Below are 15,965 nucleotides of genomic sequence, written 5' to 3'. Positions count from 1 at the left end.
CTCACACGCCGCAAAATGACGGGCAAGAAGATCCGTGATAACAATTCAGAAACCTGATCGTCGTTCACGTATGTGATTCAGACAAAACCGGCTTCCAATCCACTGTGGACAGTAAGGGACGCCGAAATCGTCGAACGCTTTACAACGGTCGAAACACTGGCTTACCTTCCTCTGGAAGCGCTCCCAGAGTTGTGGAGGCAGACGTGCACAACGCCGTGCGAAGCCCGCGTTCCCGTTCACTGAGACGACTGGTGGCGAGCACGCTCGCCCTCGTCCTGCCCGCCGCCGTCGCGGTACTGGCCGGCGCGCCGGAGTCCCCCGCCGCCCCCGCGCCGTACACGTGGCGCAACGCCGAGATCGGCGGCGGCGGGTTCGTGCCGGGAATCATCTTCAACCAGACCGAACCCGGGCTGGCCTACGCCCGCACCGACATCGGCGGCGCGTACCGGTGGAACCCGGCGACCGGGCGCTGGATCCCGTTGCTGGACTCGGTGGGCTGGACCGACTGGGGCCACAACGGCGTGGTCAGCCTGGCCACCGACCCGGTCGACCCGAACCGCGTCTACGTCGCGGCCGGGATGTACACCAACAGCTGGGACCCGAACACCGGCGCGGTCCTCCGGTCGGCCGACCGCGGCGCGACCTGGCAGGCGGCCGCGCTGCCGTTCAAGCTCGGCGGCAACATGCCCGGCCGTGGCATGGGTGAACGGCTCGCGATCGACCCGAACCGCGACAGCGTCCTCTACCTCGGCGCCCCCAGCGGCAACGGGCTCTGGCGCAGCACGGACTCCGGCGTCACGTGGGCGAAAGTGAGCAGCTTCCCCAACCCGGGCAACTACGCGCCCGACCCGAGCGACACGACGGGCTACCAGAGCGACAACGAGGGCGTCACCTGGGTGACGTTCGACCCGACGACCGGCACGCGCGGCAGCACCACGCAGACGATCTACGTCGGTGTAGCGGACAAGCAGAACACCGTCTACCGCAGCACCGACGGCGGCACGACGTGGGCGCGGCTGGCCGGCCAGCCCACCGGGTACCTGGCGCACAAGGGCGTCCTCGACGCGAGCGGCGGCTACCTCTACCTCGCGACCAGCGACACCGGCGGGCCCTACGACGGCGCGAAGGGCGACGTCTGGAAGTACGCCACGAAGACCGGCACCTGGACGCGGATCAGCCCGATCCCCTCCGACAGCTCGGACGACTACTTCGGCTACAGCGGCCTGACGATCGACCGGCAGCACCCGAACACGCTGATGGTCGCCACCCAAGTGTCGTGGTGGCCGGACGTGATCTTCTTCCGCAGCACCGACGGCGGTGCCACCTGGACCCGGATCTGGGACTTCTCGAGCTACCCCGACCGGTCGCTGCGCTACACCCAGGACATCTCTTCGGTGCCGTGGCTGACCTTCGGCACCCAGCCCGCTCCCCCGGTGCCGTCGCCGAAGCTCGGCTGGATGACCGAGTCCATGGAGATCGACCCGTTCGACTCGAACCACCTGCTGTACGGCACCGGTGCGACGATCTACGGCACGTCCGACCTCACGAAGTGGGACAGCGGCGGGAAGATCACGCTCAAGCCGGTCGTCGGCGGTCTCGAGGAGACCGCGGTGCTCGACCTGATCAGCCCGCCGTCGGGCGCTCCCCTGCTGTCCGGCCTCGGCGACATCGGCGGGTTCCGGCACGACAGCCTCGACGCCGTCCCGGCCACGATGTACACCCAGCCGGTCTTCACGACGACCACCAGCCTCGACTACGCCGAGCTGAACCCGGCGACGATCGTGCGGGTCGGCACGCTGGACCGGAGCGCGCGGCCGAACGACAACCGGATCGCCTTCTCCACCGACGGCGGGAAGAACTGGTTCCAGGGCGCGGAGCCGGGCGGGAACGCCGGCGGCGGCACGGTGGCCGCGGCCGCCGACGGCAGCCGGTTCGTCTGGAGCCCGGACGGTGCGAACGTCAGCTACTCCGTCGGCTTCGGCTCGTCGTGGACGGCGTCGGCGGGCCTCCCGGCCGGCGCGGTGGTCGAGTCCGACCGGGTCGACCCGAAGCGGTTCTACGGGTTCGCCGCCGGCAAGTTCTACGTCAGCACCGACGGCGGCGCGAACTTCACCGCGACCGCGGCCACCGGCCTGCCCACCGGCACGGCGCACTTCAAGGCGATGCCCGGCGTGGCGGGTGACGTCTGGCTCGCCGGCGGCTCCGGGACGAACTACGGTCTCTGGCACTCCACCGACTCCGGAGCGTCCTTCACGAAACTGGCCGGGGTCGCCGAAGCCGACAACATCGGGTTCGGCAAGGCCGCGACCGGCCGGACGTATTCGACGTTATACACCATTGCCAAGATCGGCGGGGTGCGCGGGATCTTCCGGTCGGACGACGCGGGCGCGTCGTGGACGCGGATCAACGACGACCAGCACCAGTACGGCAACATCGGGGCGGCGCTGACCGGGGATCCGCGGGTGTACGGCCGGGTGTACGTCGGCACGAACGGGCGGGGCGTGATCGTCGGCGAGTCCGGGGGCGGCGAGCCGCCCCCGACCACCACGACCACGACGTCGCCTCCGACCACCACGACGACGACGTCCACGCCGCCCACCACGACGACGCCGGTGCCGTCGGGGTCGTGCACGGCCGTCTACACGGTCACCAACCACTGGCAGGGCGGGTTCCAGGCCGGGGTGAAGATCGGGAACACCGGTGCGGCCCCGGTGAACGGGTGGACGGTGACGTGGACGTTCGCCAACGGCCAGAAGGTGACGCAGGCGTGGAACGCGCAGGTCACCCAGACCGGCGCGGCGGTGTCGGCGGCGGACGCGGGCTGGAACCGGGTCCTTCCCGCGGGCGGGAGCGCGGAGTTCGGGTTCACCGGCAGCTCGGGCACGGTGAACGACAAGCCGGCCTCGATCTCGCTCAACGGGCAGGCCTGCACGACGTCCTGAAGCGGGCGAAGGGGGTTTCAACCCACCCCCAGGGCGGTTGAAACCCCCTCCCCGCGCCCCCAGCCGGTCGCCCGGCCCGAGCAGCCGCAGCCTGCTCGGGCCTCGGCGCTGCCGACGGTGACCCCCACTCTTCCCGGTGCGCCCGGCAGCCGCCATTCCTGCCGAAACCCGAATTTTTCGCCGCACCACCACCCCGCTGAGCTGCGAAAACAGCGTCTCGTGGTAGCGGATATACCCAGCGGGAAGGGCAAAAGTTATCCGGTCGGCGAGGCCTCAGTCGCTTTCCAGGACGACCTTCCCGACGTGCGTGCCGGACGCCAGGTGCCCGAGGGCCGCGGCGACCTCCTCGAAGCCGAACCGGCGGTCGATCACCGGCTTGAGGCCGGTGCCCTCGATGGCCCGGTTCATCGCCTGGAACGTCTCCCGGGAGGCGTTGGTGAGGCCGCGCAGGGTCAGCTGCTTGACCAGGACGAGCACCGGGTCGGCGCCGCCTTCGTGGGTCAGGACGCCGGCGACGCTGACATGCCCGCCGTACCGGGCGGCGATCATCGACTGGCCGATCGTGCCGCCACCGCCGACGTCGACGACGTGGTCGACACCGCCGCCGGTCAGCTCGGCCACCGCGGCACCCCACTCCGGCGTGGCCGCGTGGTCGAGGGTCTCCGCGGCGCCGAGCGCGCGCAGCCGTTCCAGCTTCGCGGCGGAGCCCGACGTCGCGACGACGTGGGCGCCGCCGAGCGCGGCGAACTGCAGCGCGAACGTGGACAGGCCGCCGCTGCCCAGGGTGAGCACGGTCTGGCCGGGCGCCAGCCTGCCCTCTTCGACGACGGCACGCCACGCCGTCACGCCGGCGCTGGGCAACGTCGCGGCTTCGGCGTAGTCGAGGTGCGTGGGCACGGCTACGAGGGCGTCCTCGGCGAAGACGGCGTACTCCGCGAGCACGCCGTCGAGCGTGCCGGCCAGGTCGTCCGCGGTCTTCTCGGGGGTGCCGGGGCCGGACAGCCACCGCGGGAAGTACGTCGCCGCCACCCGGTCCCCCGGGGACCAGGCGCGCACCCCGTCGCCGGCCGCGACGACCTCGCCCGCGCCGTCGGACAGCGGGACGACGTCCGGCTTGACCGGCTTCGGGTAGAACCCCTTGATGATCATCAGGTCGCGGGCGTTGACCGCCCACCCGCGCATCCGGACCAGGACCTGGCCGGGACCGGGTTCGGGGACGTCGCGCTCGCCCAGGACGAGTTCGGCGCCGGGCCGGGGCAGGGAAAAGTACTTCACGGCGGCTCCAGGGGTGCGGGTGGGACTAACGGGGCCAGTGGGTCGAAGTCGCGAGCTCCTCGTCGACGGTTCGCAGCAGCTCCGGGGTCAGCTCGGCGAGCGAGGCCGGGAGGTGCCGCACGCCGCAGGAGGCCATGAACTCCCGCTGCCGCGCGTGGGCTGGGCTCGAGGGGAACCCGATGAAGCCGGCGCCGTGCGCGCGGGCGTCCTCGGCCACCCGGCTCACGTCGTCGACGAACACGATCTCGTCGAAGGCGACGCCGAGCACGCGCCGGGCGATGTGGTCGACGCCCGGGCGGTGCTCGTTGATGCTCACGTAGGGCACCTCGGGGTCGAGCAGGTCCACGAAATCGCCGAGGTACCGGTCGAAGGTGTGCTCCCGGGTCCGGCCGCCGTAGCAGACCAGCCGGACCGGGAGCTTCGCCAGCGCCTCCAGGCAGTCCCGCGCGCCCTCGGCGACGCGGATCGGGTGCTCGGCCAGGTACTCCCGCCGCGCCGCCCACAGCTGTTCCAGGGTCTTCTCCGGCGGCTGGCCGAGGCGGCAGAGCCGGGTGATCTTCTCGGCGACGACGATGTCGCGCAGCCCGATCACGTCCCGCTCGGCCGCGGCGTCGTACCCGCCGCCGTGGCCGGTGACGAAGCCGGCGATCATGGCCAGGTAGGTGTCGTCGACGAGCACGCCGTCGCAGTCGAGGGCGACCGCGCGGAGCTTCCGGAATCCGGTCACCGCTGGGCGAACACTTCGCGTGCGGCCGCGATGGCGTTGAGCGCGGCCGGGAACCCGCAGTAGAACGCCAGGTGCAGCACGGTCTCGACGGCCTCGCGCTCGGTGCCGCCGACGTTCAGCAGGCCGTGGATGTGCACCTTCAGCTGCGGCAGCGCGGTGCCCAGCGCGACGCACGCGGCGATCGTGACGAGCTCGCGGTGGCGCAGGCTCAGGTGCGGGCGGGGGTAGATCTCGCCGAAGGTGAACTCGACGATGTAGCGGGCCAGGTCGGGGGCGATGTCCTGGAGCGCCTCGGCGACCTTCTCCCCCGCCTCGCCGTCGATCGCTTTCATCGCGGCCAGGCCGCGCTCGTAGCGGTCGGCGATGCCCGCCCACGGCGGTGCCTCGGCAGGCTCGGACGGCGCGGGCTCATCGTCCGGCAGGCTCTCGAACAACGTCTTGAGCTGTCCCAGCGCGTTCAGGGTGGCGGGGAACCCGGCGAACGAGCTGACGTGGATGACCGCCTCGACCAGCCCGCGGCGGGTGCAGCCGACGGTGAGCGCGGCCTTGGCGTGGAACTGCAGCTGCGCACCCGCGTAGCCGAGCGCGGTGAGCGCGGCGACCGTCACCAGCTGGCGTTCCGGCAGCGGCAGGCCGGGCCGGTGGTAGACGTCGCCGTAGATGAACCCGACGCACCGCTCGCCGAACTCGGCCTCCCCGATGCTGGCGAACAGGTCCAGCACGGCGGGCCGTTCGGCGCCGCCGAGCCGCTGGATGAGGTTCAGGCCCTGGGCGAAGGACGCGGAGCGGTCGTGCTCCTGCACTTCGGACATCGTGGTGTGGTTTCCCTTCCGGAGTGGGTTGCGGCAGTGGTTTCGGCTCAGCCGAGGTAGGCCCGGGTGGCCTGGTCGGCCTTGCGGCGTTCCAGTGCGTCGATGCGCCGCTGCGCGACCATGGCGTACTCGATGGTCGCGGTGGCCACGGTGTGCCCGTGCTGGCGCACCGCCGTGGTGGCGCGGAACTTCAGGTGCGTTTCGCGGGTGACGTCGGACTCGACGATCAGCGACTCGACGGTGGCCGGGAGCGGGAACAGGAAGTCCTCGAAGGACAGGTCGATCCGTTTCCACACCCCGGCGTACCCGGCCGGGGGCAGGCCCGGGCGGACCGCGGTCTCGAACTGCGCGATGCAGATCTGCCGCATCGCTTCGATGATCACGATCCCCTGCACGTGCTCGCCGGTGTGGTGGTCGAGGACCAGCTCGTTGTCCCGGTGGATCCGCAGCGCGGCCCGGCAGTGCGTGGCCCCGGGGTGGTGCACGCCGGCCAGCAGGACGTTCTCCGGCCGGTCCTTGTGGACGATCCCCGGCGGTTCCGGCGCCGCCCGGAACCGCTCCGGGTCCGCGAGGCACACCGCGACCTCGCTCTCGCCGCGGGCGGCTTCGATCAGGTCGAAGTCCGTGGCGTCGACGCCCTGGCCGAGGTGGACGACCCAGTGGCAGCCGGCCACCTCCGGGCCGCCGGCGGTGAGCAGGGTCAGCAGACCGGACATCGTGAGCACCCGGTCCCCGCGGGCGAACCGGGCGAAGCGGTCGGCGACCACCACCACGTCGCGCCGGGTGAACCCCTCGAGCGCCTGGACCGGCTCGTGAGCGGGCTCCCGGCACGCGCCGGTGTCCGGTGCCACCTCCGTCCGGGCCGGGTCTCCCGTCACGGCCGCCCCGGCGCGGAGGCGTCCTGAAGCGCTTCGGCGAGGTGCCTTGCCGCCGGCGCCGGACGCCAGCGCGGCCCGGACAGCTCGGCGGCCAGGAGCTTCAGCGTGGCGCGCACCATGTCCGGCTGCTTGGCCACGTCCGCCTCCAGCAGGGGTTCGACGTGCGCGGCGGCGCCTTCGAGATCGTCGAGCCGCAGGTACGCGCGGCCCGTGTCGATCCGGATCATCGGGTCCATGGCCTCCCAGCGGTTCTCCGGTGACAGCTTTTCGTAGGCCTCGCGGGCGGTGGTGAACTCGCGCAACGCGGAGGTGGCCTGCCCGACCGCGAGCAGCGAGGTGCCCGCCATGTAGTGCCGCCGGTCCTTCGTGATGTTGAAGAACCGGTCCTCGCCGCCGGCGCCGAGGTCCGGGTCCTCGATGCTCGTCCAGTGCGCGATCGCGTCCAGCACCTGCCGCTCGGCCTGCACCGACGACCAGCCGCGCGCTTCGGCGAGGACCAGCGGCGCGTCCGTGAGCCGCCCGCCGACGTGGTAGGTGAGCCCGTCCGCGGCCAGCTTCGCGGACTCGACGCCGTTGCCCGCCCAGAAGGCCACGCGCGCCTGCGACGTGCGGACCCAGCGCCGGGCGAGGAAGTCGTCGGCGTACTGGGTGTAGAGCCAGGCCGCGGAGTTGAGCTCGCGCGAGAGGCGGTACCGCCCGAGGTCGCCGGCGATCCACGCCATCATCGCCGAGCACTTCGCCCCGGCCAGGAGCAGGTCCTGGGTCTGTTTCGGCCGCTGCCTGCCCTTGAGCATGGCCGACACCCGTTCCTCGACGACGGCGAGCTGGCCGAGGATCGACTCGGGCGCGGTCCGGGTGTAGACGCCGCCCAGGAAGTCCAGGTCCGACCACAGGTCGTCGAGCTGCGTGTCGTCGACGTTGGTCTTCGTCAGCAGGATCGCGTCGTCGAGGACACCTGTCCCGATTTCCTCGTCCACCCGCTCTTCGACGCGGACCGGCGCGCGTGCCTTCGGCCGGGGCACCTCGGGCTCCGCCTCGGCGTGGTACTCGGCGAGGTCCTTGGCAGGCAGCTGCTCGAGGTCACGCAGGCCCAGCAGCGACTTCCAGCAGGTGCCGTACACCGTGGCCAGCACCCGCAGGGCCGCGACGGTGGGCCGGACGCCGCGGTCGGGCCACTGCTCGTACTCCCAGATCCGGGTGCCGCGCATCCCCGCGCGGGGGTCTCCGGTGAGGGCGTTGTAGCGGTCCGCGGCGACGTCGAGCGACAGCTCGGAGGCCAGCCGCCACGCGGTGCGCGGCGGGGTCCCGCATTCGACGATCAGGTTTTCCGCCACTCTGGCCGGGATCGCCTCCGCGGGAAACCCCAAGGCGGCCAGCCGTTCTCGCAGCCGCGCACGGTAGGGCTTGCTCCCTGGCTTGACCTGTCGGCTCATCGTTCATCCAACGATTCCGGAGTACGGGTCCCCTCGGTCCGACACTACAACAGCGTGACAGCCACGGCCGATCGTGTCACCGCTCTCCCGACCGTGCGATCAGCGAGAAGTTGAGCCCGCAACAAGGATTTCGCGCCGCGCGGGGCTTCGAGTCCACAGAGGACTGGACGTGGTCACGACGAGCACGGCTCGAGGCCTTGAGAGCGCTCCCAGCAACCGTGGTCCGAGGGCGCGGCGGATCCGATCGTGATCTTGGACCGGATTCGCGGAATCCACTCCAACGGCGGCATCCGGCGGCCAACTCCGTGGCGCAGCGCGACCACGGCATCTCCTGCCCCCCAACGGCTTCGGCCGTTCAGGAGCGTTCAGTGGACGCCGGGAGCGGCCCGCCTCCGGAAAACCGACCACCGGATCGGCTCACGTCCGGGCGGCCCTTTACAAGGGCGACACACCGGGGTTACCTTCTCGTCGGCTGGAAGCGCTCCCATGCCAGGTCGCCTCGCCAGAACGCGGCCAACCACCCAGGGGCGTCGTGGTGCAGGCCACGGCGCCCCTGTCCGCGTCCCCGGGAGGACCCCGATGAACAGGTTCGCCGGCGCCCTCGCCGGGCTCTGCCTCGCCGCGGCGGGCACCACCGCCGTCGTCGTCGCCGCCGAGCCCGCCGCCGCGGCGCCGGCCTGCTCGGTCGTCTACCGCGTCAACCAGTGGCAGAGCGGGTACACCGCCGACATCACCGTGACCAACGGCGCCACCGCGCTCTCCTCCTGGGCGCTCACCTGGCACTACAGCGGTACCCAGTCGGTGACCTCGGCCTGGAACGCCACCGTCCGCCAGACCGGCAACGCCGTCACGGCGGAGAGCCTCCCCTACAACGCCGCACTGCCCGCCGGTGGCTCGGTTTCGTTCGGCCTCCAGGGCACCTACAGCGGGACGAACGCCGAGCCCACGGACTTCGCGCTCAACGGCGTCTCGTGCGGTGACACCGCTCCCCCGACGACGACCACCCCGACCACTCCCACGACGACAACGACCCCGCCGCCCCCGACAACACCGACATCCGGGCCGCCGCCCGCCGGGTGCGCGGGCGCCGCGATCTGCGACGACTTCGAGCAGCAGACCGGCGGCACCCCCGGCGGCCGCTGGACCGTCGGCGCGGCCAACTGCACGGGCACCGGCACGGTCGCCGTCGACAGCACCGTCGCGCACTCGGGCTCCCGCTCGGTCAAGGTCACCGGCCAGGGCGGCTACTGCAACCACGCCTTCCTCGGCACGAGCCTCGGCAGCCTCGGGTCGGGCGCGTTCTACGGCCGGTTCTGGGTCCGCCACACCACCGCGCTGCCCACCGGGCACGTCGCCTTCATGGCGATGCGCGACACCGTCGACGGCGGCCGCGACCTGCGGGCCGGCGGGCAGAACCGGGCCCTGCAGTGGAACCGCGAGTCCGACGACGCGACGCTGCCCGCGCAGAGCCCCGCCGGGGTCGCCCAGAGCGTCCCGCTGCCGACGTCCACCTGGTCGTGCTTCGAGTTCCAGCTGGACGGCCCCGGCGGCAAGCTCCGGACGTGGCTCGGCTCCACCGAGGTGCCCGGGCTCGTCGTCGACGGCGTCCCGACCCCCGACGTCGACCAGCAGTGGCTCGGCCGGGCCTGGCACCCGGCCGTGACCGACCTCCGGCTCGGCTGGGAGAGCTACGCCGGCGACGCCGACACGCTGTGGTTCGACGACGTGGCCGTCGGCACCTCGCGGATCGGCTGCTGACTCACCGGCCGAGGATCCGGTCGATCTCGGCCAGCTCGTCGCCGCCGAACTCGAGGTTCGCCGTCGCCGCGACGGTGTTCTCGAGCTGCGCGACGCTGCTGGCCCCGATCAGCGCCGAGGTGACGCGGCCGCCCCGCAGCACCCAGGCGATGGCGAGCTGGGCGAGTGTCTGCCCGCGCCGCTTCGCGACGTCGTTCAGCGCGCGGACGGTCGCGAGGGTCTCGTCGGTGAGCCGGTCGCTGGTGAGGAACGGGCTGGCCCCGGCCGCCCGCGAGTCGGCCGGGACGCCGTCGAGGTAGCGATCGGTCAGCAGGCCCTGGCTCAGCGGCGAGTACGCGATCGAGCCGACGCCGTGCTCGTCCAGCGTGTCCAGCAGGCCGTCCTCGGCCCAGCGGTCCAGCATCGAGTACCGCGGCTGGTGGATCAGCAGCGGCGTGCCGAGTTCCTTCAACGCGGCGAGCGCGGCCTCGGTCTGCTCCGGCGAGTAGTTGGAGATGCCCGCGTAGAGCGCTTTCCCGGAGCGGACGGCGGTGTCGAGCGCGCCCATCGTCTCCTCGATCGGCGTCTCCGGGTCGGGGCGGTGCGAGTAGAAGACGTCGAAGTGGTCCAGGCCGGTGCGCGCCAGGCTCTGGTCCAGGCTGGCGAGGAGGTTCTTGCGCGAGCCCCACTCGCCGTACGGGCCGTCCCACATCAGGTAGCCGGCCTTGGACGACACCAGGATCTCGTCGCGGTACGGGCGGAAGTCGGCGGCGAAGTGCCGCCCGAAGTTCGCCTCGGCCGCGCCGGGCGGCGGGCCGTAGTTGTTGGCCAGGTCGAAGTGCGTCACGCCCAGGTCGAACGCCCGGCGCAGCACCGCGCGCTGGACGTCGAGGGGCTTGTCGTCCCCGAAGTTGTGCCACAGGCCGAGCGACACGGCGGGCAGTTTCAGCCCACTGCGCCCGGCCCGCCGGTAGGGCATGTCCGCGTACCGGTCTTCGGCCGCGACGAAAGGCGACATGGTTCTCCTTGTCCGGAAGGGTCCCCGGAAGTCTAGCGACGCGGGAGGAGCGCGCCGGCGAACGACGCCGCGGGCGGCAGGGCGGGCAGCAGCGTCGCCTGGTAGGCGTGGTAGATGTCCGGTTTGCCGGCCCACACCGTCGCCGCGGGCCGGTTCTCCGGGTCGAGCTCGTGGTGCCACGACCCGAGCTCACGGTCCACAAAGCAGTCTTCGGCGTGCCCGCACCACTCACGGAACCGCTCGAGGTACGCCGGGTCGCCGGTTTCCTGGTGCAGCGTCCACGCGGCGGCCATCGCCTCCGTCACCACCCAGTGCAGGCGGTTGCGGACCACCGGCGTCCCGGCGAAGTCGGTGGTGTAGACGAAGCCCGCCCGGCCGTCGACGGCCCAGCCGGTCCGGACCGCCGTCTCGAACAGCGCGACGGCGTCGGGCACCAGCCACGACGGCGCCTCGTCGCCGAGGGCGCGCGTGAGGTGCACGGCCAGCCGCGCCCATTCGAAGAGGTGCCCGACGGTCGCGCCGAACGGGCGGAACGGGTGGGCGGGCTCGGCCCGGTTGAACTCCAGGCGCACCCGCCAGTCCGGGTCGTAGTGCTCCGGGAGCAGCCAGCCGTGCGCGCGGGCTTCGCCGTGCACCAGATGGTCCACAATGGACAAAGCGCGCTTCGCCCACACCCGGTCGCCGGTGACGTCGGCGGCGGCCAGGAACGCCTCGACGGTGTGCATGTTGGCGTTGGCCCCGCGGTAGTCCTCCAGCCGCGTCCAGCCGCGGTCCCAGACGTCGGCGACGAGCCCCGGCCCCGGTTCCCAGAACCGGCGTTCGACGACTTCGAGCGCCTCGGCCAGCAGCGGTTCGGCCCCCTCGGCACCGGCGGCGGCCGCGCTCGAGGCCGCCAGGACGACGAACGCGTGCTCGTAGGCCCGCTTGTCGTCCAGGGCCGCCGTGGCGTACCAGCCGCCGTGCTCCGGGTCGCGCAGCAGCCCGGTCAGCGCGGCGACGCCGTGCGCGACCCGCTCCCCCGCGGCCGGCTCGCCCCGCAGCGCCGCCAGCGCGAAGACGTGCGTCATCCGGCAGGTGATCCAGGTCTCGACGGGACGGTCGAGCACCGGCCGCCCGGCGTCGTCGAGCCACGCGAACCCACCACCGGGGTGCGCCGCGCGGGCGGCGAAACCGAGCAGCCGGGCGGGTTCGGCGCGCACCCAGGCGGGCACCGAAGACGGACTGTCCACTCTCTGCCTTTCTCGACGGCCGTTGCGGGGCCTTCCCCGGGGCCTGCCCCGGCGGCCGGTCCGGTGATCGGCGGCCTCCGTCAACGTAGGCCAAGGCGGCGGCCCCGCTCACCGCGGGATGTTCCGGAAGTGACCGCCGCCGCGTATCCTGATCGTGAGAGCGCTCCCAGTCTTCGACGCACGCTACCCAATGAAGGGACAGACGTGACCAGGAGACGAAGTACGATCCTCGCCGCCGTCACCGTGCTGCTGGCGAGCCTGACCGCCATCCTGCTGAACACCGGCACGGCCGAGGCACACGGCGCCATGATGAAACCGGGCAGCCGGACCTTCCTGTGCTGGCAGGACGGGCTCAGTTCGACCGGGGAGATCAAGCCCGTCAACCCGGCCTGCGCGGCCGCGGTGGGCGTCAGCGGCGCCAACTCGCTGTACAACTGGTTCGCCGTGCTGCGGTCCGACGGCGCCGGGCGCACGCGCGGGTTCATCCCCGACGGGAAGCTGTGCTCCGGCGGGAACCCGAACTACGCGGGCTTCGACGGCGTCGGCGAGTGGCCGCTGACCCACCTCACCTCCGGGGCCCAATTCGACTTCTCCTACAACGCGTGGGCCGCGCACCCGGGCTGGTTCTACACCTACGTGACCAAGGACGGCTGGAACCCCAACCAGCCGCTGACCTGGGACGAGCTGGAGGATCAACCGTTCCTGACGGTGGATCACCCGCCGGTGACCGGCCAGGTGGGCACGGTGGACGGCCAGTACAAGTGGAGCGGCGCGCTGCCGTCGAACAAGACCGGCCGGCACATCATCTACTCGGTGTGGAAGCGCTCCGACAGCAACGAGACGTTCTACGGCTGCTCGGACGTCACCTTCGACGGCGGGCACGGCGAGGTCACCGGCGTGAAGGACCCGGGCACCCCGCCCACGTCGACCACGCCGACGACCACCACCGGCACCCCGCCGCCGGGCTCGTGCATGGCGATGTACGAGATCACCAACCCCTGGAGCGGTGGCTACCAGGCCACGGTGACGGTGATGAACCACGGCACCACGCCGTACACGCGCTGGCAGGTGGGCTGGACACTGCCCGCGGGCCAGACGATCGCCAGCGTCTGGAACGGCACGCTGAGCCAGTCCGGCTCGGCGGTCACGGTCCGCAACGCCGACTGGAACGGCCAGGTGGCCGCGGACGGCCAGACCACCTTTGGGATCGTCGTCAACACCACGGGAGGCAACGCCGCGCCGTCGCCGACGTGCCAGGGCACCTGACCGTCCCCTGTGGACAATGCGTGCAGGCCACCTCCGGCGACACGGAGGTGGCCTTCACGCGTGGGCGGGGCCGGTGCTGCCGCGGGTGATCAGCCTCGGCCGGGACGCGAACACGTCGCCGGTCGCCTCCCCGGCCAGCAGGTCGTGCAGCACCGAAGCCGCGAGCGCGCCCAGCTCGCCCAGCGGCCGCCGGATCGCCGTGAGCGCCGGGCGGACCAGCAGGCAGAGCGAGGTGTCGTCCCACGAGACCACCGAGAGGTCGCGCGGAACCGCGAGGCCGAGTTCGCGCGCGGCGGCGAGCGCGGCCACCGCGAGGCCGTCGGTGTCGCACACCAGGGCGGTGGGCCGGGGGCGCCCGGCCAGCACCCGGCGGACCGCGTCGGCCGAGGGCTCGGGGTGGGCGGGACCGGCGGGGAACGCCCGGTGCCGCGCCGCCGGGTCCGCGAACACGGCCGCGCCCGCCACGCGGACCACGCGCCGGTGGCCCAGCGCGGCCAGGTACCGGAGCACCTCGGCGGCCCCGGTGGCGTCGTCCACCCGCACCGACGGGACGCCCGGCACCCCGCCCGGGCCGCCGAGCACCACCGCCGGCAGGCCGATCCGCACCAGCTCGGCCGCGCACCCCGGCTCGGTGAGCAGCACGCCGTCGACCTTCCGTTCGGCCCGCCAGCGGCGGTGGATCGCCAGTGCGGCGTCGCGGCCGGCGGCGACCTGGATCAGCAGCTCGTCGGGGAACCCGTCGAGCAGGGCCGGGACGACCACCTCGAACGGCCGGTCGAGCACCAGGCCGATCGCCCCGGTCCGGCCGCCGGACAGCGCCCGCGCGGTGCTGCTCGGCGCCCACCCGAGCTCCCTGGCGATCTCGGTGATCCGCTGCCGGGTCGCCTCCGAGACGCCGGGGCGGCCGTTGAGGGCGTAGGAGACCGCGCCCTTGGAGACGCCGGCCTCCTTCGCGATGTCGGTGATCGTCGGACGCTTCATCGCACCCCTTCGTCGCACCACGTGCCGCACCGAACCGGCGCCGGCCCGCGGTCCGTGTTCACCCGGACACCCGCTGTCGCACAGCTTGACACTCGCCGCACCCGGAAACGACACTCGGCCCGGGAGCGCTCCCAGCCAACGAGGGACGGGAGCCGGGCTCCCACGGGGAGAGCACACTCATGAGGCAGATCCGAAGACGGCTGGCCTTCGCCGTCACCGTCGTCCTGCTCGTCCTGACCGCCGGGTGCGGTCCCAGCACGCCGGAGCACATCACGCTCACCGTGGCGACGTTCGGCGAGTTCGGCTACGAAGACCTCATCCCCGGTTACGAGTTCACCCACCCCGGGCTCACCATCCGCCAGGTCCGCACCGAACAGGGCGGCCCGTACCACCAGGACCTGCTGGCGAAGCTGCAGAACGGCCAGGACCTCGCCGACATCCAGGCCGTCGAAGAGGGCCACCTCGCCGACGTGCTCGCGCAGTCGGCGAAGTTCGCCGACCTGGCCAAGATCGGGCCACCCGACGTCAAGCCGGGCCGGTGGCTGGAGTGGAAGTACGAAGCGGGCCGCAGCAAGGACGGCAAGCTCGTCGGCTACGGCACGGACATCGGCCCGCTGGCCATGTGCTACCGCAAGGACTTCCTCGAAACGGCCGGGCTGCCCACCGATCCCGGCTCGGTGAAGACGATGTTCTCCACCTGGGACGGTTTCTTCCGGGCGGGCAAGGAATATGTCAAGCGCTCGCACGGGAAAGCGTGGTTCGACTCCGCGGCGCAGATCTTCAACGCCATGGTGAACCAGCTCCCGGTCGGTTACCTGAACCGCGAAGACCGCTCGACGCTCGAAACGAACACCGCGTTGAAGGACGCCTGGGACCAGGTCACCACCGCGGTGAAGCAGGGGCAGTCGGCCGGGCTCACCGCGTTCGAGGACGACGGCAACAACGGCCTGCGCCTCGGCGCCTTCGCGACGAAGGTCTGCCCGTCGTGGATGCTCGGCATCATCGAGCAGCAGGCCGGGATCGCCAACGCCGGCAAGTGGGCGATCACCGACGCCTTCCCGGACGGCGGCGGCAACTGGGGCGGCTCGTACCTCACCGTGCCGGCCACGAGCCCGCACCAGAAGGAGGCCGCCGCGCTCGCCGCCTGGCTGACCGCGCCGGAGCAGCAGCTGCACGCGTTCCGGGTGAGCGGGAACTTCCCCAGCCAGGTCGAGGCGTTCACCTCCCCCGACCTGCTCAGCGAGATGAACAGCTACTTCGGCGGCGCGCTGAGCGGGCAGGTCTTCGTCGCCCAGGCCCGCAAGGTCGGGAAACCGCAGTACAAGGGCCCGGGCGACGGCAAGATCCAGGAGGCGGTGATCGCGCCCGCGCTCAAGTCGGTCGAGCAGGGCGCCGACCCGGCCGCCGTCTGGCAGCAGGTGCTGGTCGGGGTGCACCGGCTCGTCCCCTGACCGGGGCGCCCGGCACACCGGCACCCGGCGGTACGGGCGATCACTTCGCCGGAGAACAAGGGTTCGCACAGTTCCACACCCGGATGGGGTTCGTCACCGAACCAGGCCGAAGGAGTTCGAGGGGTTCCGCTTCCGCGAGGATCCCGGCCGGCACGCCGAAGACGTGCGCCGCGGGGCCCGGCCCGACGTCCTGCCGGACGTCAGGCCGAACCTCGT

12 protein-coding genes are annotated in these 15,965 nt (G+C 72.2%); 4 read left to right on the top strand and 8 right to left on the bottom strand.

Translation table 11 applies throughout. The annotated features are described in order from the left end of the window. Nucleotides 1–251: 251 nt before the first annotated feature. Entirely contained in the window at nt 252–2,942 is a 2,691-nt protein-coding gene (locus CF165_RS06820; RefSeq protein WP_205660786.1) for a cellulose binding domain-containing protein, read from the top strand. 273 nt (nt 2,943–3,215) lie between these two features. Here the strand turns inward: CF165_RS06820 and CF165_RS06815 are convergent, their stop codons facing one another. The 5 genes from CF165_RS06815 to CF165_RS06795 are packed head-to-tail and all read right to left on the bottom strand — an operon-like array spanning nt 3,216 to nt 8,067. Then, nucleotides 3,216–4,217, bottom strand: a complete 1,002-nt coding sequence (locus CF165_RS06815; protein ID WP_093946558.1) for a zinc-dependent alcohol dehydrogenase family protein — start codon at nt 4,215–4,217, stop codon at nt 3,216–3,218. Nucleotides 4,218–4,242: 25 nt separating this feature from the next. Further along, on the bottom strand, nt 4,243–4,944 hold the full coding sequence (locus tag CF165_RS06810; protein WP_093946557.1) for an HAD family hydrolase: 702 nt from the start codon (nt 4,942–4,944) through the stop codon (nt 4,243–4,245). Next, nucleotides 4,941–5,756: a carboxymuconolactone decarboxylase family protein gene (locus CF165_RS06805; protein ID WP_093946556.1), complete on the bottom strand. Its 816-nt coding sequence runs from the start codon at nt 5,754–5,756 to the stop codon at nt 4,941–4,943. The genes CF165_RS06810 and CF165_RS06805 overlap by 4 nt, the downstream gene beginning before the upstream one ends. A gap of 47 nt (nt 5,757–5,803) precedes the next feature. After that, on the bottom strand, nt 5,804–6,634 hold the full coding sequence (locus tag CF165_RS06800; protein ID WP_240521474.1) for an AfsA-related hotdog domain-containing protein: 831 nt from the start codon (nt 6,632–6,634) through the stop codon (nt 5,804–5,806). Then, nucleotides 6,631–8,067, bottom strand: a complete 1,437-nt coding sequence (locus CF165_RS06795; protein ID WP_240521473.1) for a hypothetical protein — start codon at nt 8,065–8,067, stop codon at nt 6,631–6,633. The genes CF165_RS06800 and CF165_RS06795 overlap by 4 nt, the downstream gene beginning before the upstream one ends. A gap of 579 nt (nt 8,068–8,646) precedes the next feature. Between CF165_RS06795 and CF165_RS53370 the strand changes: the two genes are divergently transcribed. Continuing rightward, nucleotides 8,647–9,825, top strand: coding sequence for a cellulose-binding domain-containing protein (locus tag CF165_RS53370; protein ID WP_093946555.1), 1,179 nt, complete (start codon nt 8,647–8,649; stop codon nt 9,823–9,825). A 1-nt stretch (nt 9,826) separates the two neighbouring features. Here the strand turns inward: CF165_RS53370 and CF165_RS06785 are convergent, their stop codons facing one another. Both CF165_RS06785 and CF165_RS06780 read right to left on the bottom strand, forming a co-directional pair. Continuing rightward, a complete protein-coding gene (locus tag CF165_RS06785) occupies nt 9,827–10,822 on the bottom strand; it encodes an aldo/keto reductase (protein ID WP_093946554.1) in 996 nt (331 codons plus the stop codon). Between the two features lie 32 nt (nt 10,823–10,854). Beyond that, nucleotides 10,855–12,051, bottom strand: a complete 1,197-nt coding sequence (locus CF165_RS06780; RefSeq protein WP_093946553.1) for an AGE family epimerase/isomerase — start codon at nt 12,049–12,051, stop codon at nt 10,855–10,857. 204 nt (nt 12,052–12,255) lie between these two features. Between CF165_RS06780 and CF165_RS06775 the strand changes: the two genes are divergently transcribed. After that, nucleotides 12,256–13,317: a lytic polysaccharide monooxygenase auxiliary activity family 9 protein gene (locus CF165_RS06775; protein ID WP_093946552.1), complete on the top strand. Its 1,062-nt coding sequence runs from the start codon at nt 12,256–12,258 to the stop codon at nt 13,315–13,317. Between the two features lie 54 nt (nt 13,318–13,371). Here the strand turns inward: CF165_RS06775 and CF165_RS06770 are convergent, their stop codons facing one another. Further along, a complete protein-coding gene (locus CF165_RS06770) occupies nt 13,372–14,298 on the bottom strand; it encodes a LacI family DNA-binding transcriptional regulator (RefSeq protein WP_093946551.1) in 927 nt (308 codons plus the stop codon). A 179-nt stretch (nt 14,299–14,477) separates the two neighbouring features. Between CF165_RS06770 and CF165_RS06765 the strand changes: the two genes are divergently transcribed. Then, entirely contained in the window at nt 14,478–15,749 is a 1,272-nt protein-coding gene (locus CF165_RS06765; protein WP_093946550.1) for an ABC transporter substrate-binding protein, read from the top strand. Nucleotides 15,750–15,965 lie beyond the last annotated feature (216 nt).

The organism is Amycolatopsis vastitatis, assembly GCF_002234595.1.
Taxonomy (GTDB): domain Bacteria; phylum Actinomycetota; class Actinomycetes; order Mycobacteriales; family Pseudonocardiaceae; genus Amycolatopsis; species Amycolatopsis vastitatis.
The sequence above is the reverse complement of the archived record's forward strand: the minus strand, read 5'-3'. Positions and strand labels throughout refer to the sequence as shown.